General features: G+C 40.2%; 25 protein-coding genes. 9 read left to right on the top strand and 16 right to left on the bottom strand.

Going from position 1 to position 26162, the window contains the following annotated elements:
- Positions 1-244: 244 nt before the first annotated feature.
- Complete coding sequence (locus J655_RS20345) at positions 245-1882, top strand: acyl-CoA synthetase (protein WP_032052914.1); 1638 nt, start codon at positions 245-247, stop codon at positions 1880-1882.
- Positions 1883-1929: 47 nt separating this feature from the next.
- On the opposite strand, the gene yjgA is transcribed toward J655_RS20345, so the two are convergent.
- The 9 genes from yjgA to mazG form a co-directional block, all read right to left on the bottom strand.
- Positions 1930-2466: a ribosome biogenesis factor YjgA gene (gene yjgA, locus J655_RS20340; protein ID WP_019767969.1), complete on the bottom strand. Its 537-nt coding sequence runs from the start codon at positions 2464-2466 to the stop codon at positions 1930-1932.
- A gap of 2 nt (positions 2467-2468) precedes the next feature.
- Positions 2469-2738, bottom strand: coding sequence for an HPr family phosphocarrier protein (locus J655_RS20335; RefSeq protein WP_000567533.1), 270 nt, complete (start codon positions 2736-2738; stop codon positions 2469-2471).
- Positions 2735-3586, bottom strand: a complete 852-nt coding sequence (rapZ, locus tag J655_RS20330) for an RNase adapter RapZ (RefSeq protein WP_002117179.1) — start codon at positions 3584-3586, stop codon at positions 2735-2737. The genes J655_RS20335 and rapZ overlap by 4 nt, the downstream gene beginning before the upstream one ends.
- A gap of 23 nt (positions 3587-3609) precedes the next feature.
- Complete coding sequence (panC, locus tag J655_RS20325) at positions 3610-4458, bottom strand: pantoate--beta-alanine ligase (protein WP_002117191.1); 849 nt, start codon at positions 4456-4458, stop codon at positions 3610-3612.
- A gap of 3 nt (positions 4459-4461) precedes the next feature.
- The gene (panB, locus tag J655_RS20320) at positions 4462-5271 is read right to left on the bottom strand and encodes a 3-methyl-2-oxobutanoate hydroxymethyltransferase (protein WP_002117298.1); all 810 of its coding nucleotides are present in this window, start codon (positions 5269-5271) and stop codon (positions 4462-4464) included.
- A gap of 45 nt (positions 5272-5316) precedes the next feature.
- Positions 5317-5799: a 2-amino-4-hydroxy-6-hydroxymethyldihydropteridine diphosphokinase gene (gene folK / locus J655_RS20315; RefSeq protein WP_019767970.1), complete on the bottom strand. Its 483-nt coding sequence runs from the start codon at positions 5797-5799 to the stop codon at positions 5317-5319.
- Positions 5796-7259, bottom strand: coding sequence for a polynucleotide adenylyltransferase PcnB (gene pcnB / locus J655_RS20310; protein ID WP_019767971.1), 1464 nt, complete (start codon positions 7257-7259; stop codon positions 5796-5798). The genes folK and pcnB overlap by 4 nt, the downstream gene beginning before the upstream one ends.
- Positions 7260-7384: 125 nt before the next feature.
- On the bottom strand, positions 7385-7789 hold the full coding sequence (locus J655_RS0104755; protein WP_019767972.1) for a ComEA family DNA-binding protein: 405 nt from the start codon (positions 7787-7789) through the stop codon (positions 7385-7387).
- The gene (gene mazG, locus J655_RS20305; protein ID WP_019767973.1) at positions 7758-8564 is read right to left on the bottom strand and encodes a nucleoside triphosphate pyrophosphohydrolase; all 807 of its coding nucleotides are present in this window, start codon (positions 8562-8564) and stop codon (positions 7758-7760) included. Before mazG ends, J655_RS0104755 begins: the two co-directional genes overlap by 32 nt.
- A gap of 112 nt (positions 8565-8676) precedes the next feature.
- On the opposite strand from mazG, the gene J655_RS20300 reads away from it, so the two are divergent.
- Positions 8677-9450: an SDR family oxidoreductase gene (locus J655_RS20300; protein WP_019767974.1), complete on the top strand. Its 774-nt coding sequence runs from the start codon at positions 8677-8679 to the stop codon at positions 9448-9450.
- Between the two features lie 46 nt (positions 9451-9496).
- Here J655_RS20300 and J655_RS20295 read toward each other — a convergent pair whose 3' ends face one another.
- From J655_RS20295 to cysM, 4 genes are read right to left on the bottom strand one after another with little or no spacing between them, the layout of a single operon-like run.
- Positions 9497-11803, bottom strand: coding sequence for a RelA/SpoT family protein (locus J655_RS20295; protein WP_002117181.1), 2307 nt, complete (start codon positions 11801-11803; stop codon positions 9497-9499).
- A gap of 30 nt (positions 11804-11833) precedes the next feature.
- Positions 11834-13225: a 23S rRNA (uracil(1939)-C(5))-methyltransferase RlmD gene (gene rlmD, locus J655_RS20290; RefSeq protein WP_019767975.1), complete on the bottom strand. Its 1392-nt coding sequence runs from the start codon at positions 13223-13225 to the stop codon at positions 11834-11836.
- Positions 13226-13234: 9 nt separating this feature from the next.
- Positions 13235-14053: a 3'-5' exonuclease gene (locus tag J655_RS20285; protein ID WP_005066255.1), complete on the bottom strand. Its 819-nt coding sequence runs from the start codon at positions 14051-14053 to the stop codon at positions 13235-13237.
- A 12-nt stretch (positions 14054-14065) separates the two neighbouring features.
- Positions 14066-14998 carry a cysteine synthase CysM gene (cysM, locus tag J655_RS20280; RefSeq protein ID WP_019767976.1) on the bottom strand — a complete coding sequence of 311 codons (933 nt, stop codon included), beginning with the start codon at positions 14996-14998 and terminating at the stop codon, positions 14066-14068.
- Positions 14999-15170: 172 nt separating this feature from the next.
- On the opposite strand from cysM, the gene J655_RS20275 reads away from it, so the two are divergent.
- From J655_RS20275 to J655_RS20250, 6 genes are all read left to right on the top strand, one after another.
- Complete coding sequence (locus tag J655_RS20275; protein ID WP_032052911.1) at positions 15171-17978, top strand: ATP-binding protein; 2808 nt, start codon at positions 15171-15173, stop codon at positions 17976-17978.
- Positions 17979-18071: 93 nt separating this feature from the next.
- The gene (locus J655_RS20270) at positions 18072-18860 is read left to right on the top strand and encodes a crotonase/enoyl-CoA hydratase family protein (protein WP_019767978.1); all 789 of its coding nucleotides are present in this window, start codon (positions 18072-18074) and stop codon (positions 18858-18860) included.
- Positions 18861-18872: 12 nt separating this feature from the next.
- Entirely contained in the window at positions 18873-19742 is an 870-nt protein-coding gene (locus J655_RS20265) for an NAD(P)-dependent oxidoreductase (protein ID WP_002117186.1), read from the top strand.
- A gap of 13 nt (positions 19743-19755) precedes the next feature.
- The gene (locus J655_RS20260) at positions 19756-20550 is read left to right on the top strand and encodes a hydroxypyruvate isomerase family protein (protein ID WP_017402740.1); all 795 of its coding nucleotides are present in this window, start codon (positions 19756-19758) and stop codon (positions 20548-20550) included.
- 81 nt (positions 20551-20631) lie between these two features.
- Entirely contained in the window at positions 20632-21033 is a 402-nt protein-coding gene (rsfS, locus tag J655_RS20255) for a ribosome silencing factor (protein ID WP_001047580.1), read from the top strand.
- Between the two features lie 206 nt (positions 21034-21239).
- Positions 21240-22061: an SDR family NAD(P)-dependent oxidoreductase gene (locus tag J655_RS20250; protein WP_032007080.1), complete on the top strand. Its 822-nt coding sequence runs from the start codon at positions 21240-21242 to the stop codon at positions 22059-22061.
- A 56-nt stretch (positions 22062-22117) separates the two neighbouring features.
- Here J655_RS20250 and J655_RS20245 read toward each other — a convergent pair whose 3' ends face one another.
- Genes J655_RS20245 through J655_RS20235 form a run of 3 tightly spaced genes read right to left on the bottom strand, consistent with a single transcriptional unit; the run spans position 22118 to position 25038 of the window.
- Positions 22118-23572 carry an NAD(P)(+) transhydrogenase (Re/Si-specific) subunit beta gene (locus tag J655_RS20245; protein ID WP_032007079.1) on the bottom strand — a complete coding sequence of 485 codons (1455 nt, stop codon included), beginning with the start codon at positions 23570-23572 and terminating at the stop codon, positions 22118-22120.
- A gap of 12 nt (positions 23573-23584) precedes the next feature.
- A complete protein-coding gene (locus J655_RS20240) occupies positions 23585-23899 on the bottom strand; it encodes a proton-translocating transhydrogenase family protein (protein ID WP_000230434.1) in 315 nt (104 codons plus the stop codon).
- 11 nt (positions 23900-23910) lie between these two features.
- On the bottom strand, positions 23911-25038 hold the full coding sequence (locus J655_RS20235) for a Re/Si-specific NAD(P)(+) transhydrogenase subunit alpha (protein WP_032052909.1): 1128 nt from the start codon (positions 25036-25038) through the stop codon (positions 23911-23913).
- A gap of 238 nt (positions 25039-25276) precedes the next feature.
- Here J655_RS20235 and J655_RS20230 point away from each other — a divergent pair.
- Positions 25277-26162: DMT family transporter (locus J655_RS20230; protein ID WP_032052907.1), on the top strand; the 886-nt coding region annotated here is incomplete at its 3' end.

Genomic DNA, 26162 nt, shown 5'->3' with positions numbered 1-26162 from the left:
TTGAGTCCATAAAATCATAAATACATTTTGCTTATCGCGTAAACAGCAATAAATGACTTAAAAATATATTGAGATGATTTTTAAACATGTTTAACACAAGTGGTTTAAGATGAAGAAAATAGCATTTCTGCTCATTTTTTGACTGGAGGGTATCGCTCTTTAAGACTAAAGCATAGATGCTTTGATTAATATTAAATCATATGTTCAAAGAATGAATTAAAAATAGAACACGGAGTTGTTTCACATGGTTAGTGCTTATGATGAGTTACCACGCACACCCGCAAACTTTGTTGCGTTATCACCTCTACGCTACCTAGAGCGTGCGGCTTATATTTACCCAGATCAAGCTTCAATTATTCATGGTAAGCGCCAAATTTCATGGAAAGAAACTTACCAACGCTGTTGCCAATTTGCATCTCAGCTCAAGCAACTGGGAATTGAGAAAAATGATACGGTATCCGTTTTATTGCCAAATATTCCAGCCATGATTGAAGCGCATTTTGCAGTTCCTATGGCGGGTGCGGTACTTAATACCCTCAATACACGTTTAGATGCAAAAACAATCGCTTTCATGCTGGAACATGCTGAAAGTAAAGTACTGTTGGTTGACCCTGAATTTGTGAATTTGGCAAGAGAGGCTCTCTCACTTATTCCGAATCAACACATTATTGTAATTGATGTAGCCGATACGGAATACGAAGGTGAAAATCAGTTTTTAGGTTCCTTTGAATATGAAGAATGGATCGCTCAAGGCGACATTAACTTCTCTTGGCATTTACCAGAAGATGAGTGGGATGCGATTAGCTTAAATTACACATCTGGAACTACAGGTAATCCTAAAGGTGTGGTCTATCATCATCGCGGGGCTTATCTTAATGCTGCAAGCAATATCTTGGCTTGTGGAATGAAACCACGTGCTGTGTATTTATGGACACTACCCCTCTTTCATTGTAATGGCTGGGGTTTTGCGTGGAGCATAGCAGCAAGTGGTGGAACCAATATTTGTTTACGCAAAGTCGATCCAGAATTAGTCATGCAATTGATTGCAGCCCATAAAGTTGATTATTTCTGTGGTGCACCTATTGTTCTTTCAATGATTCTTAACTTACCTAAAGAAAAACAAGCGAACTTTGATCACCATGTTGAAGTCATGGTTGCTGGGGCAGCTCCCCCTGTTGCCATTATTGAAGGGATGCGAAACATGGGGATTAACGTAAACCATGTATATGGCTTAACAGAAACTTATGGACCTTCTGCTCTATGCGCTTCTCAATCTGGATGGAATGAGCTATCAATTGCTGAACAAGCCCAACTTCATTCCCGTCAAGGTGTACCCTACCCGTTGCAAGACAGCATGCGTGTGTTAGATCCCGAGACTATGGAACCTGTGCCTAATGATGGTCAAACCATGGGAGAAATCATGTTCCGTGGCAATATTGTCATGAAAGGCTATTTAAAGAACCCTAAAGCAACTCAAGAAGCCTTTGCTGGCGGATGGTTTCACACAGGCGACCTAGCCGTTTGCCACCCAGATGGTTATGCAAAAATTACTGATCGTTCGAAAGACATTATTATTTCAGGTGGAGAAAACATTTCATCTTTAGAAGTAGAAGATGTGTTGTATAAACACCCTGCTGTATTAACCGCTGCGGTAGTCGCTAAACCCGATGCACGTTGGCAAGAAGTACCATGCGCGTTTATTGAATTAAAGATGGGTACTACAGCAACACCTGAAGAAATTATTGCACACTGCCAAAAAGAATTAGCGCGCTTTAAAGTACCTAAAGATGTGGTTATTACAGAAATTCCGAAAACATCGACAGGTAAATTACAGAAATTTATCTTGCGTGAATGGGCAAAAGAAAGAGCTGAAAATGTATAAATAAAAAAGCGACGCCTTGAGCGTCGCTTTTTACTATTGAAGAGCAATTAGCCTTGATCAGACAATAGGGCAATTTGCTGCACATAGTTAACAAATTTACCTTTTGATGCCTCAAGCTCTGCTTCACTCACTTCTTGAGTCTTATCACGCTTGATTCTCAACACATGCTGACGCAAGGTGTGACGTTCCGAAGCATTATAAATTTTACTAAATTCATTAATTGCAGGGTCACCTTGTTCGATCATACGATCAACCCAACGCATCAATTGAGCCTGCTTTTTTGCGCCTTGCTGCGGAGTTAAATAAGACAAAATAACTGTCTCATCTTCATTACGCAATAATTTACCAATACGTTGAAACTGACGACGACGAGCTTCAAAAGAACTAATGTTCTGTACTTCCATTAACGCATCAATTAAACGTTCATCAACTGGGAGTTTTTGAATCTGCTTAATAGAAAGTTGTGCTAACTGCTCACCTAAAGCAGCCATACGTTGAACTGCTTTTTTCTGCTCTGTCTTACTTGCACGTCCTTCTAAAGAGCCAAAATCTTCTTCAGTATAACGTTGGGGACGACGTGCCACGATTAATCTGCCTCATAAAATTTTGCAGCGAATAACGCCTGTACTTCATTTAATGCCTGCTCTTCGTCGGTACCATCAATGACCAATCGTAAAGTGGTCCCTTTACCTGCACCTAACATCAGCAAAGACATAATATTTTTTGCATCTACTAAATGATCGCCTTTTCCAATTTGGATCGACGAACGAAATTTTGTAGTGACCTCTATCAGTTTTCCTGATGCACGAGCATGTAAACCGAGTTTATTAATTACATCAACAGTTGTGTCTATCATGACCAGTGCTTCATTTCTCTGTGTAAGACCTGAACAGACCATTCTGCCTCAAGTGCTTGTTTTAGTCTATCTACGATATAAACGGAACGATGTTGACCACCAGTACAACCAATAGAAATCGTCATATAGTGACGATGCCCTTCAGCAAATGCTGGAAGCCATTTTTTTAAGAAGTGAAGAATATCATCAAACATTTCGTTTGCTTGCGGACTTGCTTCTAAAAATAGTCTTACTGGCTCATCCAAACCAGAAAAACGTCTCAATTCTAAATCCCAATGCGGATTTGGTAAATGCCGTACATCAAAAACATAATCAGCATCTAAAGGAATGCCATGTTTATATCCAAATGACTGCAATATCACGATAAGCTTATCTGACTGCCCCAATTTAGACAGTAAAATATGCTTTAAATCATGAACACTTTTATCCGTTGTATCAATATGAACCGTAGCACGGAACTGAATTGGGAGCAGCAATTGCTTTTCTTCATGAATACATTGCAACAGACTTTTAAAACGATTGGCCAATGGATGCGGACGACGCGATGCACTAAAACGTGCGATCAAATCCTGATCTTGCGTAGTCAGATAAATCACATCAACTGTGCCATGTTTTTGTAGTTGTTCAAAAACATGATCAAACTCTTGCATATCTGCACGAGTGCTTCGAACATCCACACCTAATGCCAACTGCTCTAGATTATTTTCATGATCTAGCTTTGCCACAATTTCGGGCAGCAATGCCAAAGGCAAATTATCAATACAGTAATAGCCCAAATCTTCTAACACTTGGAGAGCCGAAGATTTTCCTGAACCAGACTGTCCTGTCACGATAAGTATACGCTTCATGGCATGGCTGTCCTTTGATCTGTTTATTGGGGTGTAAAGGCAACTTCTAAATTATCAATCAAACGAGTTGCACCCAATTTTGCCGCGATGAACAACACAATATCACGATCAAACTGAGTAGCAGGTAACAGATTTGACTGACGAGCTTCGACATAATCCACAACAAACCCATTATCTGTCAACTGAGTTTTGATATCTTCTAAAACTTGTTGTAGATCTTTGCCTTGATGTAACTGCTGCTCAGCTTGCTTTAAACTTTGATAAATAACCGGAGCGACCTGACGTTGCTCTGGACTTAAATAACCATTTCTTGAACTAAGAGCCAAGCCATCTGCTGCACGAACAATTGGCACACCAATTACTTCTAGCGGGATATTTAAGTCTTGTACAAACTGACGAATCACTGCTAACTGCTGGTAATCTTTTTGACCAAAGAAAGCATAGTTAGGTTGTACAATATTAAAGAGTTTAGTGACCACCAAAGCTACGCCATCAAAATGCCCAGGACGTGAACTACCACATAAAGCATCAGTAATTTGGCTAACACTTATATTGGTTAAACGTGGCTGAGTACCGTACATTTGCTCAACTGATGGTGCAAAAATAATGTCACAACCTACATCAGCTAATAGACGACTATCTTGTTCTAAAGTACGAGGATAGTTATCAAAATCTTCACCCGGTCCAAATTGAGTTGGGTTTACGAAGATACTAACAACCACAACATCACATAACTTTTTCGCTTCACGAACAAGTGTGAGATGTCCTTCATGTAGATTTCCCATTGTTGGGACAAAACCAATAATTTTACGCGCAGCTCTAGCAGGATTTAAAGAAGCTGCAAGACCTTGTATGGTGGTTTCTGTTTTCATGAATTACAGCTCAACGTGGAAAGTATGTTCTTTGGCTGGAAATGACTGGTCCTGCACAGCAGCATGAAAAGCTTTAAAAGCGTCTAGGATTGCTGTTTCGCCAGATTGTTCTTTCATAAAGTTACGGACAAAACGCGCAACTCGACCAAAAGTTAAACCCAACATATCCTGTACTACAAGTACCTGACCATCAGTCGCATTACCCGCACCAATACCAATCACAGGTGTATTTGGAAATAACTCAGCAATTTCTTGTCCCAACTGAGCAGGAACACATTCAAGCAATAGGACTGCCGCGCCTGCTTCAACCACTGCCGTACAGTCAGCAATAAGTTGATCAGCTGCTTCACGTGTTTTAGCTTGTAATTTGTAACCACCAAATACGTGTACAGATTGAGGAGTTAAACCTAAATGTACGCACACAGGTACACCATTACGAGTTAACACTTGTACAGTTTCACTTAGCCAAGCGCCGCCTTCGATTTTGATCATCTGAGCACCAGCTTGCATAACTGTTCTTGCGTTTTGCAAAGCATCATTTAAGGTGGCATAACTCATAAATGGTAAGTCAGTCATAATCAAAGCATGCTGGTTACCACGACGCACCGCCGCCGTATGATAAGCCATGTCCTCAACAGTTACAGGTAAAGTTGAGTCACGACCTTGAATTGCCATTCCAAGAGAATCACCAATTAAGATTGTATCAATTTCAGCAAGTTCCATTGCTTTTGCCATACTCGCATCGTAACAAGTTAGACAAGAGAACTTACGTCCTTCGGCTTTAAATTTTCTTAAGTCACTTAGACTAATCATGATGGTATCCTCTACAGGAGTTTGCAGAACGTAATAAGTCAGGCTCTAAGCCCAAGACTCATCAGCAAGTACAGTCAGCGTGGGCTGCTGTATGAGTTCTAAATTTTTAAGTGGCTGATCGTTAATATGTAAATCAGCATCTAAATCTAATAAAGGAATTACAACGAAATCTCGCTCTAGAATTCCAATGTGTGGCACAGTTAAGCGCTCATTTTGAATTTTTTCATCACCATATATAAGCAAATCCAGATCTAATGTACGCTCTCCCCAACGACGAAGGCGTACACGACCAGCTTCTTTCTCAAATCGCTGTAACTGGTCTAACAAATCTAAAGGCGTGAGATCGGTATTTAGCTCTGCAACTGCATTTAAATAATTTGGTTGATCTTGAGGCCCCATAGGTGGACTTTGATAAAGTTTAGAAACTTTCACTTCACCTAAAGTTTTAAGCTTAGCAATGGCTTCAGATAAGATTTGGCGCGAATCACCCAAATTACTTCCTAAACCAATATAGGTCTTCGTTGTCATTGCGTTGGCCCAAAAATAACTTGGCTTAAATCGCGTTGTACTCGCTTACGCTTCAAAATCGGATGGTCGCTCATCACCCCAGCTTCTGAAGCAGAGGCTTTTTCAACGAAACGACCCATCGATTGTTCTTGTCGAGCACGTTCTTTTTTCCCACGACGACTGCGTGGTTCAGGAATATCAACCAAAGGTTCGATTTCCGTCTCAACTTTATTGTTTTCAACAGGTTCAGCAACAGCTTTACGACGGTTTCTAGCCTTCTGACGATTGTACTGGCTAATTGCAGCTTCTTTTTCGTCATTCGACATTTCTTGGTAGGCTTCCCACCAGCTTCCCATTCCCTGTGTTGTGTCATCACCTGACTTTTCACGAAGTAACAAGAAATCAAAACCAGCACGGAAACGCGCATGTCCAGCTAATGCTTCAATTTGCTGTGATTTCGGATTAAGCAAACGGGTCTGCATTTCCCAAACTTCACGAATAAAAGTTTCTGCAAAACGAGGAATCACAGTGCGTGTTGCCTGACGTTTTAAGACATCTAAACCAGCTTGTGCACGCGCTTCAGCTGGTACCACACCTTTAGATAAATAAAATTCACAACGCTCTAAAAATGGTTGCCACAACAAGACCGCATAGAAAAATGCAGGGTTAATTGTTTTACCCACTTGAATACGCTGATCTGTATTCTTTGCTGCTCTTAGAATAAATGGAGTGAGGTTAGGCTGAATATCGGCAAAGAGCTGCTTCCAAACTCCAAACTCAATCAACATTGGCAAAACACGCGCCAAATGTCCCATTGTAAAGAGCTTCTGAGATTCATCATATAAACGATGCGGAGAAACATCACGCAATAGTTGCGTCATCTCTGCATCAAAGATATCGAGAATATCTGAATCAATTTTGAAATTTAACTTGGCTGCAAAACGTAGAGTTCGCAGCATACGCACTGGGTCTTCTTCGAAGCGCTGTGCTGGATCGCCCAATAAACGTAGGGTTTTATTTTTTACATCGTCAATTGCTTTGCAGAAATCAAGCACAATACTCTTACGCGGTTGGTAATATAGCGTATTGATTGAAAAGTCACGGCGAGCAAAGTCTTGTTCGATGGTTCCCCAGTTATTGTCACGTAAAATCATGCCTGAAGCACTGGTGACTGCTTTTTTAGGAGGAGCACGGAAAGTTGCGACTTCAATAAGCTCACGCCCTGAATAGACATGTGCTAATTCAAATCGACGGCCAATGATTCGACAACGTCGACCAAAAACTTCTTTAATCTGGGAAGGTGTTGCATTAGTGACTGCATCGAAATCTTTAGGATTAAGCCCTAGCATTAAATCACGGACACCACCCCCAACAATATAAGCTTCATAGCCAGCTTTAGTCAGGCTATCGATCACATCTAAAATCGAAGAAGGAAGTTGGGCTGTGGACAAACCACATTTTGACGCTCGCAAGGTTTGCAAAAGACGCTGTCTCCTACGTCAGGACGTAAATAACAAGTTGTCGCTAATCATAGCTCTAACGCACACAAAGGGCAATTTGATTCTCTGTAGTTTGCGCATGAAATGATAATTGACAGATAGATGCTTTATAAAGTCAAACGCGTTTTATTCTTTTCAAAAATGGCTGGACCAATACCCTTTACGTTTTTAAATTCATCAATATTTTTAAAGCCACCATTCTTTTGACGGTATTCCACAATCGCCTGAGCCTTTTTCTCACCAATACCTTTTAGCTTTTGGAGCTCATCAATATTGGCTTGATTTAAGTGAATTTGCCCTGACGAATCAGTCATAACTGAACTTTTTGGACTATTAGAATGAGAGGGCCGCTGCACGCTCAACTTCTGATCATACATCTGCTGTTTCGCTTTCCACTCCTTAAAATTTTGATCAAAAGATTGAGCCTGAACTAGGGCTGATGAGATCAGGCTCCAAAATAAAACAATGAAAATATTGTGTTTATTCTTCCAAAGATTCATGCTGAGCTGCATGTGTTTTTTCCCCTAACTTTAACTGCCGCTTTGCCTGATTCCACAATTCATCCATTTCAGACAGAGTCATGTCCTCTAATGTTCTTTGCTGTTTTTGCGCTTGATCTTCAATAAAAGCAAAACGGCTTCTAAATTTATGTATTGTCGATAAAAGTGATGTTTCACTTGAAATCGCAAGTTTACGTCCAACATTGACTAATGAAAACAGGCAATCTCCAAATTCGTCTTGAATTTCATCAATATTTTGATTTTTTAGGGCCTGTTTAAACTCATCCAACTCTTCTTCTAGTTTTTCATAAGCATCTTCTACCGTTTCGAAATCAAACCCAACCTTAGCTACATTTGCTTGAATTTCTTGTGCCTGTAACAGGGCTGGCCCATGTTTAATTTCATCTAATCTTGATTGCAGCTTGCCTTGTTTTTCTTGTTGCTTAATTTGTTTCCAAAGCTCACTTACTTGTTCTGGTGTTAAATTATTAAATTGATCTGCCTGAAAAACATGTGGATGGCGGCGTATTAACTTTTCACTTATTGCCTCAACAACATCTTGAAAGTTAAAAGCGCCTTGCTCACTAAACATTTGTGATTGAAACACAACCTGTAATAACAAATCGCCTAGTTCATTTCTAATTTCATTAATATCGCCATGGCGGATGGCCGCCTCGACTTCATATGCTTCTTCAATCGCATATTTAGTCAGTGACATTGGGGTTTGTTGTTGATCCCACGGACATTTTTCACGTAACTCTTGCATGATTTTAAGCAATTTATCCATGGTAACCCTCAAGTTTAAAAAGTCGGTCAGTCAAACTAAGATTTTAATTTGTTATGATCAAAATCAAAGCGATTAAATCTGTCGCACTATTGTACTGACAAAGAGAAAAAAGATGAGATACAGTATTCTGATTAGTGGTGCCGCTCAAGGTATTGGGGCTGAAATTGCACGCGTATTCTACAAACAAGGATATAAAGTAGGCATTTATGATATTAATGAATCGCTTGCTCAGGAACTAGCAAATGACTTAGGCCCAAATGCCCGTGCCGGCTATCTAGATGTAAGTGATTACAGCCAGTGGCAACACATATTAAAAGAATTTACCGAATGGGCTGGCGAACTCAACATCTTAGTAAATAATGCAGGTATTTTATATTCTGGCGCGTTTGAAACGACTGATATTAAAGCTCACCAAAGAACAATAAATATTAATGTAAACGGCGTAATCAATGGCTGTCACGCTGCTCTACCCTACTTAAAGCAAGCGTCTTTTGCACGCGTTATCAACCTCTCTTCAGCCTCTGCAATTTATGGTCAAGCTGATTTGATCTCTTATTCTGCTAGTAAATTTGCAGTTCGTGGAATTACTGAAGGTTTAGATGTGGAATGGAAAAAATATGGTATTCGTGTTTTAGATGTGATGCCGCTATTTGTACAAACTGCAATGGTTAATAATATGGATGCAGGCACTATTCAAAATATGGGGATAGATTTAACCCCCAATGATATTGCTCAGCAGGTGCTTACGCTTGTAGAGAAAAGGGCTCATTTTTGGACGCCTACCCATACTCCAGTGGGTATAAAAACCAAACTGCTTTATCAGCTCTCAACGTTGAGCCCACAATTTCTAAATCGACTCACCAATATTTATTTATCTAGAAAATAATTTGCAGTAAAAAGGCTGTCATTTGACAGCCTTTTTACTCAATTTATTAAACGCCTTGAATCATGCGTCGCGCACTAATAATTCCAGGTTGCTGCTCTAAGCGAGCCAATAAACGAGAAAGCTGCGCTAAACCTTTAACCTCAATGAGCAACTTCATATTAGCAATACCATCTGCCTCAGAAATTGTATTAACCTGACGAATATTGATTTGGTCAGAGAAAATCACTTGAGTTAAGTCTTTAAGAAGACCACGACGATCATAAGCTTCCACCACAATTTGAACGCTTTGACCACGTGTTGGCTGCATTTCCCAATCAGCTTCCACAGCACGCTCTGGCTCTTGCTTAATCATACGCTGATAGTCAGAACAAATGACTTTATGGATGCTGACACCACGGTTCAAAGTAATATATCCAGCGATTGATTCCCCATGCACTGGCTGACAGCACTGAGCGATGTGCAGCTCTACATTATCCAAACCATCAATTAAAATGCCATGTGCTGATAGTGTATGGCTGGCACGTGGATTTAATGTTGGTTTAAGTACTAGTTCAGGCTCATCCTGATCTAGATGCATTTGGCGGTTCACCTGATTAATCAGGGCATGTAAGCTAATATCGCCACTGACCAGATTCACCAAAATGTCGTCGCCGGTCTTCACATTAAAATGTGATGAATAATCATTTAGGTCGATACTTTTTGGGTGAATCGCAAGACGAGCTAACTCTTTATTAAGCAGTTCTCGGCCTACTTCAAGATTCTTACTACGGTCTTGCTGTCTAAACCAATGACGCAGCTTGTCACGTGCACGAGAGGTTTTAATATACCCCAAAGAGTTCACCAACCAGTCACGGTTTGGTTCACGATCTTTTTTAGTTAAAATTTCAACCTGTTCACCCGTTTTTAAAGTATAGGTCAGTGGCACATAACGCTGGTTGACCCGCGCTGCATAACACTTATTCCCTACTTCTGTATGCACATGATAGGCAAAATCTAAAACTGTTGAGCCACGCGGTAATTCTTTAATATCACCATCACGACTGAAAACATAAATCTTTTCAAAGCCTTCAAAGTCTTGTAACTGTTCAAAGCCTTCTGTTTCATCTTCGTTTTGGTGTACCGTCGTTTCATTACGTTCTTGATAGTGTTCTAAAACGGCACGCAATGAATGCAAACGATGGTTAAAGGAATGGTCGGTATTCTTTGACCCTTCTTTATAGTTAAAGTGTGAACATACACCTAACTCTGCTTCATCATGCATCTCGTGAGTACGAATTTGCACTTCAAGAGATTTGTTTTCAGCAATTACAGCCGTATGCAAAGAACGATAACCATTGGCTTTCGGATTGGTAATATAGTCATCAAACTGATGCGGAATATGGCGCCAGATTTGATGTACGATACCTAAAGAGTGGTAACACTCTGGCACACTATTGACCAACACACGCAAAGCGCGAATGTCATAAAGTTGGTCGAAGCTCAGGTTTTTGCTCTTCATTTTTCGATAAATCGAATAAATGTGTTTTGCACGCCCTGTAATTTCAGCTTCAATGCCGTAAGACGCTAACTCATTTTTCAAACGGTCAATGACGAACTGAATGTAATGCTCACGCTCTAAACGCTTTTCATTGAGTAATGAAGCAATCTCTTTATAACGATCTGGAGCCAAATAGCGAAACGCTAGATCTTCAAGTTCCCATTTAAGCTGAGCAATACCGAGTCGATGTGCCAACGGCGAATAAATAGTAAGGATTTCACGCGCTACACGTTCTTGGCGTTCACGAGAGGAATTTGCAAGCTCTCGCAAAGAATAAGTACGTTCAGCAAGTTTAATTAAAACAACACGAACATCTTCGGTCACCGAAATCAGCATTTTATAAATGCCGCTTAGATGTTCTCGTTGATTATTATTAAAGTGATCTTCTAACCGTTTATTTTTTTCAATAAGTTCTGAGAGTTTACCCATTGCCAAAGTACCTTTGACAAGGTTGTAAACTTGCTCTCCGAATTTCTGTTTTACTTCTTCTATATCGGTAATGCCTTCACGCACACTACGATAAAGCATTGCTGCTGATAAAGTATCTTCATCTACGTGAAGATGTGCCAGAATATCGGCCATTCCAACGCCTGTAGCAAAAGTATTGGAACGATGATTAACCGTTGAATCTAACTCTTTCTGCAGGGTTAAATGAGCGACTTTTTCAAGTTGTTCAAGCTCCGCCCCATCTAATATTTCACGCACCCGATCCAACCATGAGGCTAAACCGATTTGCGTTTCGGCGGCATGCTCTACAGTCGTTTCCTCTGACAACTCGGTTAGTTGTTCAGGTAACTGTTCACGTACTGTGACCATACCATTCTCCTCAATATGTAACTCATGTTTTTAATCGTTTATCTCTTGAATTTTTTCAAATAGTGCAATGGATTCAACATGTTCGGTATGCGTAAACATGTCCATCACTGCTGCTTTTTTTAACTGGTAACCATATTGGACCAAAACACCCGCATCCCTTGCCAGTGTAGCTGGATTACATGATACATAAACGATTCTTTTTGCTCCAAAATTTGATACATACTGCATAATTTCATATGCACCAGCACGAGGAGGATCAATCAATAATGCATCAAATCCTTGATTTGCCCAAGAATGATGCGAAAAATCTTTTGTTAAATCTTGTGAAAAGAAGGTTGCTTGCACCAAACTATTGCATCTCGCATTAGCTGTTGCTCGCTGCACCATTTCTTCACTCCCTTCAACACCGACAACCTGACCACTCTCACCAACACATCGTGCTAACGGGAGTGAGAAATTGCCCAAACCGCAAAATAGATCAAGTACCTTTTCACCTGGTTGCAACTGAAGCAATTCACATGCCAATTGAACCATCTGTTCATTTACTGTGGCATTGACCTGAGTAAAATCCAATGGCGAAAAAGCAAAATTTACATTAAACCTTTCTAAGGCATAATGTAAACGTAAAGCACCTTGTTCATCATCAATACGACGAATGCTTTCAGGACCTTTAGGTTGCAAATACAACTGCCACCCTTTGTGTAACGCAAATTGCTTTAATTGGTTGACATCAGAATTGTTTAATTTTTCTACATGACGAACCAATAAAGAAATTTCATTATCACCTTTTGCTAATTCTACATGACCAATGTGCGCTTTGCCTTTTAGACTTTGGAGTAAAGTGCGTAACTCAGGCAGACTATTTGATAAGTTTTTATCCAAAACACTACAGCTATGGATCGAAGTTAAACGATTACTATGATGTTCGCGAAAACCCATGATTAAGCGATCTGGTTTTGGCAAATAGCGCACGCCTATTCGAGCACGACGACGATAATCACTTTGTAAAGATCGAATCGGTTCTAGCCACTGTTCAGGTTGAATACCTGCAAAATGCTGTAAATGTGACTGGAGTACATTTTGTTTTAAACGGATTTGTTCATCAGGATGAATATGCTGCATGCTACATCCACCACAGATACCATAATGAGGACAAATTGCCTCTATACGATGTGCTGAAGGTTCTCCTAACAACTGTAACATTTCAGCTTCTTCAAGACGCTTCGCTTGATGGGTAATCCGAGCTTTTACAGTTTCTCCTGGCAATGCATAACGAATAAAAACTTTTTTGCCATGCTTATCTGCAGGGTGCTCAGGATGAGAACCATAATGCGCAATTCCACGCCCCTCATGAGAAAGTGTTTCAACCTGAAAAATATATTCAGGCTGTTGAAGGTTGCGAGATTTGGCTTGTTGTTTCAAAGAATGAACCTAAAAATCTGAAGAATTAAAATAGTGAGAAGTAAATTCGGTATGTTTCGAAGTACGCTCCCATACTTCAAGGAAATCGGCTTGCTGTGGCATAGTCTGTAAATATTCAATACTCGAACTGATCCAATGGTTATGCTCATCTGCATTTAATTGGCCTTTTAGTACTAACCAACGCAAATAAATAAACCATGTATTGAGCACATCCCCTTCACAATAGCTCGTCAATTTTAACCACTGTTGATTACGAACATATTCAGGCACATGATAACCCGACTCACCACGCTTACCCGGTAAACCTAAAATACAGGCAATATCATCAAGCTTTTGAAAATTACGACCATTAAACATTGCCATCACGTCCATTAAATCTATATGGCGATGGTGATAACGGTTTTGGTAATTATTAAAACGCTTCTGGCTATCAATCTCACCTTGATCAAACAGACCGGGTGCAGAGAGCCCATGATACATAGCGCGAAATAGGATAACTGGTAAATCAAATTGTGAACCATTCCAACTTACTAGAGTCGGATGGCGCTTATCAAAAATAGATAGAAATTTCTGCAAAATTTCTGCTTCAGAATATTGTTCTCGACTAAAAGAAAATAATCGAAAACCAGACTCATCGATCCATAAGCCAGAAATACACACAATTTCATGTAAAGGCAAACGCTGAAAATCCATACCAGATTCTTGGCGACGGATTTTCGTCAATGCTTGCTCTACATCGGCCTCAGGTAAATCAAGATGATATAAATGCGCACCCGCTTTTAAATCAGTTAAAGTTTCAATATCAAAAACTAAGGTAGGGAAACGCATTATTTCTCTCAATTATGAGTTATCGTCCTGTACTGAAAACAGACCTGTAGACAAGTAGCGATCGCCACGGTCACAGATAATGCAAACAATAACAGCATCTGGATTTTCTTCTGCAATTTTGATTGATGCCCAAACTGCACCGCCTGAAGATGTACCAGCACTAACACCTTCCATACGTGCTAATTTACGCATAGTTTTTTCAGCTTCAATTTGTGGAATATCAATAATACGATCCACACGGCTACTATCAAAAATAGTAGGCAAATATTCTTTTGGCCAACGGCGAATACCAGCAATACTTGATCCGTCTGCTGGCTGTAAACCAACAATTTGAATATCTGGGTTTTGTTGTTTTAAATATTTAGAAACGCCCATAATAGTACCGGTTGTACCCATTGAGCTTACAAAATGGGTAATCTTCCCACCTGTTTGTTTCCAAATTTCAGGGCCAGTTGTTAAATAATGTGCTTCAACATTATCAGGATTACCAAACTGATTTAAAACGTGACCTTTACCTTCTTTTTCCATTTGCAAGGCTAAATCTCGTGCACCTTCCATACCTTGCTGTGGTGTTACTTCAATCAGCTCTGCGCCATAAGCCAACATTGCGTCTTTACGCTCCTGGCTCATGTTGTTCGGCATAATAAGTTTCATTTTATAGCCGCGCATTGCCGCAACCATAGCCAACGCAATACCTGTATTACCGCTAGTTGCTTCAATTAATGTATCACCCGGTTTAATTTGACCACGTTTTTCTGCCTGCATAATCATGTTATATGCAGGACGGTCTTTTACAGAACCTGCCGGATTATTACCTTCCAATTTTGCTAAAACTATCGCTTGCGTATGAGAAGCTAATCGCTGCAAACGAACTAGAGGTGTCTTACCTACATAGTGATCTAACAAAAATTCGTCAGCTAAAAAATCAGGTTGTGTATTACTCATGATCAACACCTATATCGAGGTGGGCCTATTGTATGAAAAAATGCTCGGTACTGCACCCATTTCAATATGCTTTTTCATGAAAGCGATTAAAGCTCGGTCATTTATAAAATGCCGTCTGTTTTAAAATAAAGCGTGATAAGATGCCGTACAGAGAGATAAATCTGATGTAGCCATGTCTAATTTCAATAAAACCTTATCGAAACGCTTACGTCTGAATCACGCATATGGGCAATTGATTGCTCTTATTTTTGTGCCCATTATGATTTTAACGTGTGTTGGTGCTTTTCTGGTTTTAACTGAAACCTCGCATTCAGTAAAACAACAACAGCTACATCATGCCTCAGCAATTTTAGCCCGCTATAATCAAATCGCACTAGATTTATACCACCTAGTTGAACTACAGCCCGATGAATATGACCATGCTCAGCACATCATGCAAAGCATGTTTAATGAAAAAAATCTAAAACGTGCTGCGTTAATTGATAGCAATGGTCAGACTTATTTAAGTATCGGTTATCGAGACAATCGTTATTGGCCAAACTTTACTGAAAAAAATAATTTTTTTGGTCCAATCTCTTATAACCACAACAATATTTATGGACAGCGGATTAGCGACACACCCGGAAAAGCACCTGTCTGGCTTGTGATTGAAATGGATAATCAGCCACTAGAATTGGCACGTTACCGTATTTTGATTGCCCTCGTCATTACTGGCTTAATGACCTTACTGTTACTTTTACTTTGCTTGAATTTTTATTCGCGTCGGTGGATTGCACCGATGTACGAAATTCGCATGCAGTTGCAACGTTTAAATGCAGACACGTTGGACCAGCATATGGTCATTAACAGTACGGGTGAATTGCGCTTATTACAGCGTGATATTGCAAACGTTGTTAAACGATTGCACTTTAGCTTTTTAGAGTTAAAAGAACACACCGAACAAACCGAAGAAGACTTACGCAGAACGCTAGATACCTTAGAAGTTCAAAACATTACCTATCGTCAAGCACGTGACCAAGCGATTTCTTCAAACCAAGCCAAATCGGTTTTTCTTGCCAATATTAGTCATGAGCTTCGAACGCCTTTAAACAGTATTGATGGCTTTATTCATTTATTACTTCGTCAACAAAACCTAAATAACGAACAAAATCTTTACCTGCAAACTATTCGCAAGTCATCAGCCCATTTATTGGCATTAATTAATGATGTATTAGATTTCTCAAAAATTGATGCTGGTAAATTAGAGCTCGAAACAGCGCCGTTTGATTTAGAAGAAGCCGTCTTTGACGTCATGGATATGCTGTCTCCACTGGCTGCCCAAAAGCATATCGCTATGGCTTTTTACTATGCCGACAATATTCCACAACAAGTGATTGGTGATGCTTTACGCTTCAAACAAATTCTGACTAACTTGATTTCGAATGCGATTAAGTTCACTCCAGATGGCGAAATTATTGTTCGTGTTCGTATGGAGCATGATGATATCGGACAGTGCCTACTTCATTTTAGTGTTCAAGACAGTGGTATTGGTTTAAGCGGTACAGATCGTAAAAAATTATTTGAATCATTCTCGCAAGGTGATGCATCCGTTACACGTCAATTTGGCGGTACAGGTTTAGGTCTTGCGATCTCTAAACAGCTCGTTCATCTCATGCATGGCCAAATTGGCTTTGAGGACAATCAGGAACGTGCTCCAACAGAAAAAGGTTCAACCTTCTGGTTTACCGCACAATTTGTAGTAGATGAAGATTACGAGATTGAACACCCGCACTTTGAACATTTACAAGTGGTGTCTTATCTTGCCCACCCTGCTACAGCAAGTGTTTTACGTTATTACCTTGAGAACTATCATGTTTCTCATATCGAGACACAATCGATTCTGGACTTATTTAGTCGTTTAAAACATCTTGATCAAAAAGATAATACATGGCTCATTGTTGATCACAGCGGCGATACTGAAGCGTTATTAAAAGAAATCCGTAGTCGTTATCAAGGCAATTTGGCAGTCTATGGCTATCAAATGACACTTGAGCCAAATATGCTCAATGAATATCGTGCTCGCCCTTTATATCAACCATTAAGTCGAAGCGGACTCATTCAATTATTAAATGATCAGCCTATTTTTGAAGAGGAGCAACAAGATTTTAATGGTCAAGGTTTACACATTCTGGCAGTCGATGACCATTTACCTAACTTAATTGTTTTAGAAGCCTTGCTAGGCGAACTCAACGTTAGAACAACTAAAGCTCTCAGCGGTCAAGAAGCGCTGAACCTGATCCAAGAGCGAATTGACCAGAAGCTTAAACCATTTGATTTGGTATTTATGGATATTCAAATGCCTGTTATGTCAGGTATTGATACAACTCGCGCTATTCGCTCATTAGAGTCGACTTTAGATGGTGAAATGCAGCTTCCAATTATTGCATTAACAGCGCATGCCCTTGCTGATGAAAAGCAAAAACTCCTCAAAGTAGGCATGAATGACTATGTTACCAAGCCAATTCAAATGGAACAAATTATCCAAATTTTAACGCAATGGACCAAAAACAACTTTACATCAAAAGCTCTAGATAAAGACCATCATGTCGTTGCAGAAGCATTAGACCCAGAAATTCTAAACTGGCAACAAAGTTTGCAGCTTGCAGCAAATAAAGAAGATCTTGCTCAAGATTTACTTAAAATGTTAGTTGATAGTTTCCCAACTGAGCTAGACGAAATGCAGCAGCTCATCGAGCTTGAAGACTTCCCTCAACTTGAGCATGTTTTACATCGTCTTTATGGTGCTACCCGCTATGTAGGTACTCCAAAACTGCAACAAGTGACAGGTGATTTTGAGCAATTTATTTCAACACTACGCAAAGAACGCCGTATAGCCGATGAAGGATTTATTGAAGAAGTTATGAGACGCTTTGATGAGTTAGGACTTGTTGTTAAAGAAGTGGAAAGTGCAGCCCACCAAATCTTGGTGATTCCTGACTAGCATATCTACCAAATGGTATGACTGAGCTGTCATGTTTCCAAATTACAGCCATGTTATGCTCCGCTTATCGATAAAAAAATAAGCGGGAATTTCATGGCACTTTTACGTATTGAAAAGAATAATGGCATTGCAACAGTTTATCTAAACCGTCCTGATAAACGTAACGCCATGAGTTTTGCCCTTCTCAAAGAACTCGTTTCAACAGCAAAAGCCATTAAAAAAGATAGAGATATCCGCTGTGTGATTTTGACAGGGGAAGCACAAGTTTTTAGTGCTGGAATTGATTTATCTGATCTGAATAATCCGAAAAACTCCGCTTTTGCCATTTGGGAGCTTGTTAAACCTGGCCAAAGCCTCTTCCAGAAAGCATTCCTGATTTGGCAAAATTTACCTGTACCTGTGATTGCAGCTCTTGAAGGATATTGTTTTGGTGCCGGAATGCAACTTGCCTTAGCAGCTGATATTCGCATTTCTCATCCAGACACTAAAATGTCGATTATGGAAAGCCGTTGGGGCTTAGTTCCAGATATGGGACTTACTCGCTCATTGAAAGGCTTAATTGGTGTTGACCTTGCAAAAGAACTCACCTTAACAGCCCGTGTTTTTGATGGGAATTATGCAAAAGAAATTGGTCTTGTGACTCATTTAAGCAACTCTCCACTAGAAAAAGCCAATGAAATAGCTGCTGAAATGTTACAACGCTCACCTGATGCCCTAACTGCAGCAAAACGTGTACTTGATGCAATGGAACACCAACCTGAAAAGTCATTACGTCTAGAAAAAATCTGGCAACTTAAATTATTACTTGGTAAAAATAGCAAACTTGCTCGTAAAAAAGACAAACATCCGGAAGTTAATTTTTTACCACGCCAATATAAATAAAGAGCTTAGATTATGAATTTTGATCGCAACACCCCTATTGCTTTTTTAGGTATAGGGCTTATGGGGAGCCGCATGGCAACCCGCCTTATTCAAGCTGGCTTTCAAGTTGCGGTTTGGAATCGAACCCCTTCTGCATGTGAAGAACTGATTGATATCGGCGCACAGCCTCTAGATCTTATAAATATTGGCGAATATCCTGTTATTTTAATCTGTCTAGCAGATGACAAAGCCGTAGAGGCAGTATTTGAACAAATTCAGCCGAACTTAAAAGCTAAACAGGTAATTGTTGATTTCTCGAGCTTATCTGTTGCTGCAACAAAAACGCTTGCTCAAACTGCTGCCACACATGACGTTATTTGGATTGATTCACCTGTATCAGGTGGAACAGCTGGAGCAGAACAAGGCACGCTTGTTATTTTTGCAGGTGGTGATGCTCAAACCATTACAGAATTAACGCCTGTTTATAATGTTTTATCTCAACGTGTAACACGGATGGGAGATACAGGAACTGGCCAAGCCACCAAAATCTGCAATCAACTCATTGTTGCAGCCAACAGTGCGCTTATTGCAGAAGCTGTTGCTCTTGCAGATCGAGCAGGTGTAGATACGACTTTGCTCGCTCCAGCTTTAGCGGGTGGATTTGCAGATTCAAAACCTTTTCAAATTCTCACCCCACGTATGGCAACTCATACCTTTGAACCTGTTCAGTGGAAAGTTCAAACATTATCAAAGGATCTTAACAACGCAGTAACATTGGCTAACAATGTTAATTTAGATATCCCAGTTGCACAAAAAGCTCTATTACAGCTACAAACTCACCAAAAAAATGGCTTTGCCGAGAAAGATTTAGCTACTATGATTCAATTAATAGAGCAAAAATAAACGGAGTTTGAGTATGGGTCGTCTTGCAGTCAATTTATCCATGATTTTTACAGAAGTTCCTTTAATTGAACGCTTTGCTCTGGCCCATGCTCAGGGCTTTGAATATGTCGAAATTCAATTTCCTTATGAATTGTCTATTGCAGATATTCAAACTCAACTCGAACACTACAACCTCAGCCTTTGTTTAATTAATGTGCCTGCAGGTGATCTTATGCAAGGCGGAAACGGTTTAGCAGGCATTCCCGGCCAAGAAACAGCTTTCCATGAGGCATTAGAATTGGCTATTAGCTATGCCACAGCTTTAAACGTTCCTCGTGTTAATATTTTGGCGGGTAAGCAACCACTAGATGCTGACTTACTTCCTTGTTTAAAAACACTAGCAGCCAATTTAAAACTTGCCTGCAACTTACTCAGTGAACATGATATAGAACCCGTTTTTGAAATGATTAATGGCACGGATATGCCTCGCTTTTTGGTGCAGAACATTGCGCAGGGCCAAGAAATGCTAGAAGCAGTCAATCACCCTGCCCTCAAAATGCAATATGACTGCTATCACATGGCCATGATGGGTGAAGATGTACTTGAGGGTTTGCAAGAGAATATTAACTTAATTGGACATATTCAATTTGCAGACTGTCCGGGCCGCCATGAGCCTGATACAGCTCAAATTCCTTATGAACAAATTTTTTCTTGGTTAAAGCAAAGTTCATATCAGAACTATATTGCAGCGGAATATAAACCTGAAAATGGTTCAAATCAGTCGTTTACATGGAAGAAAAAATACTTTTCTGATGATGTAAATATATAAACTGTTACGACTTCTGTTTGAAGTTTAGTGCGAAAACCACTATATTAGATAGTGAGTAATTGTCAGGAAAATATACCCTATATGAATTTAGAACCATCGCCCAGCGTGTCTAATTCTCACGATTTCGCAATGAACACCTCAAATAAAGACGTACAAGCTTGTCTCAAAGTCGTCCACGACGCTTTAGTTGATGTAAAAGCAAAAGATATTCTCCAGTTAGATGTTAGCTCAATTAGCAATGTCGCTGATGCTATTGTAATTGCAAGTGGTACTTCTACTCGCCATGTCAAAGCACTTGCTGACAATGTTGCAGAAGAAGCTCGAAAAGCCGGTTTCCGCCCGATTGGCGTTGAAGGTGAACGAGATGCAGAATGGATCTTAATTGATCTCGGCTTTGTTGTAGTACACGTAATGCTACCAACAGCTCGTAAATTCTATGATTTAGAAAGCTTATGGCGTACCGCTCCAGAGTCGGTTGCTTAAAATTTTGCTTTTAAAAAAAGCGGCTCTTTTGAGCCGCTTTTTTTATTTATCCACATCTATTTTAAGCACTTTCAAATACCATACCCTATCCCCAAAACACCAATCATCACATATATCTAAATTTGACATGACAAATTGTCAAATTTACAGCACTATACAAATTCTTGAAGTCCCCACCAATAAATAGCATAACCGGAGTACAGAAAGTGAAGATATTAATTACAGGTGCTAATACGGGCATAGGTTTCGCCACAGCAGAACAACTCGTTAAACAAGGGCAACATGTGATTTTGGCATGTCGAAATCCTCAGAAAGCGCAAGAAGCACAAAACAAACTAAGCTCACTTAACCAAGGACAAGTCGATGTCGTTTCTCTCGACTTAAATAGTCTTGAATTAACTAGAAAAGCTGCCGATGAAATTGCAGATAAATATGGCAACCTTGATGTACTTATTAATAATGCAGGTTTATTTGCCAAAACCAAACAGTTGACCAGTGAAGGCTTTGAGCAACAATTTGGGGTTAATTATTTAGGCCATTTTTTATTAACTCAAAAACTACTCCCCGTTTTACAACAATCTCCTAAAGCGCGCATTATCCATCTTGCATCTATTGCCCACTGGGTGGGCTCAATTAAACCCAACAAGTTTCGTGCAGAAGGTTTTTACAATCCCCTGTTCTATTATGGGCAATCGAAGCTTGCAAATTTATTATTTAGTAATGTATTAGCAGAACAGTTCACTGGAAGCTCAATTACTAATAATGCATTACATCCAGGTGGTGTTGCTTCTGATATTTATCGCGACTTACCCAAACCTGCCTATGCGGCGATGAAATTAGGCTTAGTCCCAACCTCAGTTCCAGCAAAACTCATTACAGAAATGGCAACTGGAGATGCATGGCAGAACCGTAATGGTGAATATGTGAGTGCACATATGCCAGACTGGAAATCATCACACGCTAAAAATCAGCAACTCGCACGTGACTTATATCAACAATCTACGGACCTTGTAGAAAAATTTCTTTAAAAAATCAGCTCAAATAAAAAAACCACCCGAAGGTGGTTTTTTTATTTCAAAGCAAATTAGTGGCCTGTACCGTTAATTGCTTTTGTCATATCTTCAACAACTTTCTTAGCATCACCAAAGATCATCATTGTTTTTTCGTTATAGAACAAGTCGTTGTCTAGACCAGCATAACCAGTTGCCATAGAACGCTTAATCACCATGATTGTACGCGCTTTATGAGCTTCAAGAATCGGCATACCATAAATCGGTGAGCTTGGGTCATCTTTTGCAGCTGGGTTTACAACGTCGTTTGCACCAATTACAAGTACTACATCTGTTGCAGGGAAGTCTGAGTTGATCTCATCCATTTCCAAAATGTCTTCATATGCTACGTCTGCTTCAGCAAGTAATACGTTCATATGACCAGGCATACGACCCGCAACCGGATGGATTGCAAAGCGAACGCGAACACCCTGTTCTTTCAAAAGTTCACACAACTCTTTTACCGCATTTTGAGCACGACCTTGCGCCATACCATAACCCGGTACAATCACAACGCTGTCCGCATTTGACATTAAGAAGCCAGCATCATCAGCAGAACCTGAACGGTAGTTACGTTGAACTTGTTCACCTTTATCTGCAGATGCAACTGCTGCACCGCCCATTGCCCCACCAAACAATACATTGATGATCGAACGGTTCATTGCTTTACACATGATGTACGACAGAATCGCACCAGATGAACCTACAAGCGAACCAGCAACGATCAACATGTTGTTTTCAAGTGTAAAACCAATACCTGCTGCCGCCCAACCAGAGAATGAGTTAAGAAGTGATACCACTACAGGCATATCACCACCACCCACTGGCGCAATCCAAACCCAACCAAATGCAAGTGCAAGTGCTGTCATTGCCCAGAAAGCAGTCATGTTGCCAGTTGTAAAGAAGTAGAAACCACAAGCCAACATCGCAACAAAGATAAGTGCTTGAACAGGTTTAACCCATGCACCAGAAATTGTTTTAGCCCATTTTTTCGCAGCCAATTTACCATACGCAAACACAGATGCAGTAAAGGTAATCGCACCAACGAAACAACCAACAAACAATTCAAATAAGTGAACTTTACTCATGTGTGCATGTTGTACGCCAGCTGCAGTCAAAGCCGCCTCATTTTGAGCAAACAATGCAGTTAATTGGTTGTTATGTAAAATTGCAGCAATCGCAATTAATACCGCAGCCAAACCCACCAATGAGTGCATAAGCGCAACAGTTTCTGGCATTTGAGTCATTGGTACTGTACGTGCACGTGCAATACCCACAATTGCACCTAACACCATTGCCCCAACGATCATCCAGATGACTGGGTTATTCGCAACAAAGAAGGTCGTTACAACTGCAATCGCCATCGCGATCATACCGTAACGGTTACCTTGAATTGCTGTTTTAGGACCAGATAAGCCACGAAGTGTCAAGATAAAGAGGATTGCGCCAACAAGGTACAACCAGTTTGCATTTGCTTGAATAAATTCCATGTCAAAGCCCTCTTATTTCTTTTGCTTAGGCTTGAACATTTCCAGCATGCGTGCAGTTACTGCAAAGCCACCGAAAATATTAATGCTTGCCAAAAATACTGCAATCGCACCGAGTACGCTCACCACATTCACACTTTGAAATGCAACGTTAGCATCTACACCTAAAACTGGCAGACCTACAGTTTGCAACATCGCACCTACCACAATAATAGATGACAACGCATTGGTTACTGCCATAAGTGGTGTATGCAAAGCTGGCGTAACACCCCAAACCACGTAATAACCTACGAAGATGGCAAGGACGAAAATTGTAATAGTTTCAACCATGAGAAATCTCCTTAACCACGCTTAAGCAGTACTTGACCGCCATGAGTGACCAATAGGGCTTTTTGGATTTCGTCTTCCTGATTAATCGCAAAGTTTTTCTCTTTGTCGAATAGGGTCTCTACGAAATTAAAAACGTTACGCGCATACAATGCAGAAGCTTCTGTTGCTACAGTTGCGGGAATATTTGGAACACCCAAAATTTTCACGCCATTTTCTGTAAACACAGTCTCACCAACCTTAGAGCCCTCAACGTTACCACCAGTTTCAACAGCCATATCTAAAATGACAGAACCTGGTTTCATCTTGGCAACTGTTTCAGCTTTAATCAGACGTGGCGCATCACGCCCCGGCAGCAATGCAGTAGTAATCACGATGTCAGCATTAGATACAGCTTTATCTACAATCGCAGCTTGGTCTTTGATGTATTGCTCACCCGGCATCCATCCATAACCATTTTTAGCGGCATCCGCTGCACGTTGTTGCTCTTCTTCAGACATTGGTACGTCTAACCACTTACCACCTAAAGACTCAACTTGATCTTTTGCTGTAGGACGTAAATCGGTCGCCTCAACAATTGCACCTAAACGTTTTGCAGTTGCAATCGCCTGAAGACCAGCAACCCCAACACCCATGATTACAACACGCGCAGGCTTTACAGTACCCGCAGCAGTCATAAGCATTGGGAACATGCGTTGATATTCAGCAGCAGCAAGTAAAACCGACTTATAACCAGCTAAGTTTGCTTGAGAAGACAATACATCCATGTTTTGTGCACGAGAAAGCGTACGAGGAAGCAGTTCTAAAGCAAAAGCAGACACTTGTTGATTCGCAAACTGATCTAGCTCGGTGTTACGATAAGGATCAAACATTGCTACAACAGCGGTATTTGCTGCAAGTTTCTGAATTTCCGCGCCCTGTGGTGCACGAACTTTCAAAATAATTTGACTACCCGTATAGGCATCATCCGTAATGGTTGCACCGACCTGTTCATAAGCACTGTCAATGTACGCAGCCTTTACACCAGCACCACGTTCAATCACAACGCTATGACCAGCGCTAATCAACTTCTTTACTGTCTCTGGCGTAGCAGCTACACGATTTTCACCGACGACAGTTTCGGTTGGGATTCCGATCTGCATGAGCGTTCCTCAAGCTAATTTCTCATTGTCAAAAACATTGCAAGCTGCAATGTTTCCCCCATGTGTATTCTTTGTACAGAATTTGGATTCTAATTGAACTTTTTTAAAATACCACCCACTATTTATTTAATAAATACCCATATTTTGAACTGATGATTCATGATATTTGTTTAGGGGTGTAATATAGGAAGGTTTTTCTTTTTTTGCAGACAATAGTCTCTCTTATACAGTCCTGTATATGAAAATTTCTTTATCTTCGTTTCAAATTGGGTCTTTTTTTGCGCTTTGCTCTGCTTTTCTATTCAGCACAAAAGCGATTTTTATTAAACAAACTTATGCCCTTTCTCCATTAGTAGACGGTACAGTCCTGATGGCTTTACGGATGTTAAGCGCCTTACCGTTCTTTCTATTAATTTGCTGGTTTAACAGGCATCATAATCAGGGCATAAAAAAGAAGGATTGGCTAATTTTAATTTTTGCCGGTCTATTAGGCTACTACTTTGCAAGTTGGCTCGATTTCATGGGCCTTATGTTTATTAGCGCCTCTCTAGAACGAATTATTCTATTTTTATATCCCACGCTTACAGTCATCGTATCAAGCTTACTCTACAAACAAAAATTAGATGTAAAAAGTTTATTTGCCATTTTTCTTAGTTATGGTGGAACCGTGATGGTTATGCTTCAGGAGCACAACAACGCACCAATTCAGGGCAACTTCTGGTTAGGGACAAGTTTCGTATTTGCAAGTGCCGTGGCTTTCGCCGGCTATTTGTTGCTGACGCCACCTCTCATTAAGAAATTTGGCTCTTGGAATTTCACAGGGTTAGCCTTAACCGTGGCCTGTATCGGCACATTAACTCATTACGCATTAAGCACACCTCATCCAATTCAACTCCTATTACAACTCCCCTCTAGTGTAATTTGGTATGGCATTGGCTTAGGCTTTTTAGTTACCGTATTACCCACCGTTATGCTCATGCAAAGCATTGAACGATTAGGTGCCTCTCAATCTGCAATGATTGCTTCAATTGGACCAGTTTTAACGATTTTGCTTGCCGTTGCTTTTTTAAATGAACATCTCAATATGTGGCAATGGGTCGGCTGCCTTCTCAATATTGTCGGTG

This window comes from Acinetobacter sp. 1294243 (assembly GCF_000588015.1).
Classification (GTDB): domain Bacteria; phylum Pseudomonadota; class Gammaproteobacteria; order Pseudomonadales; family Moraxellaceae; genus Acinetobacter; species Acinetobacter pittii.
This window is presented reverse-complemented; position numbering and strand designations above follow the sequence as displayed.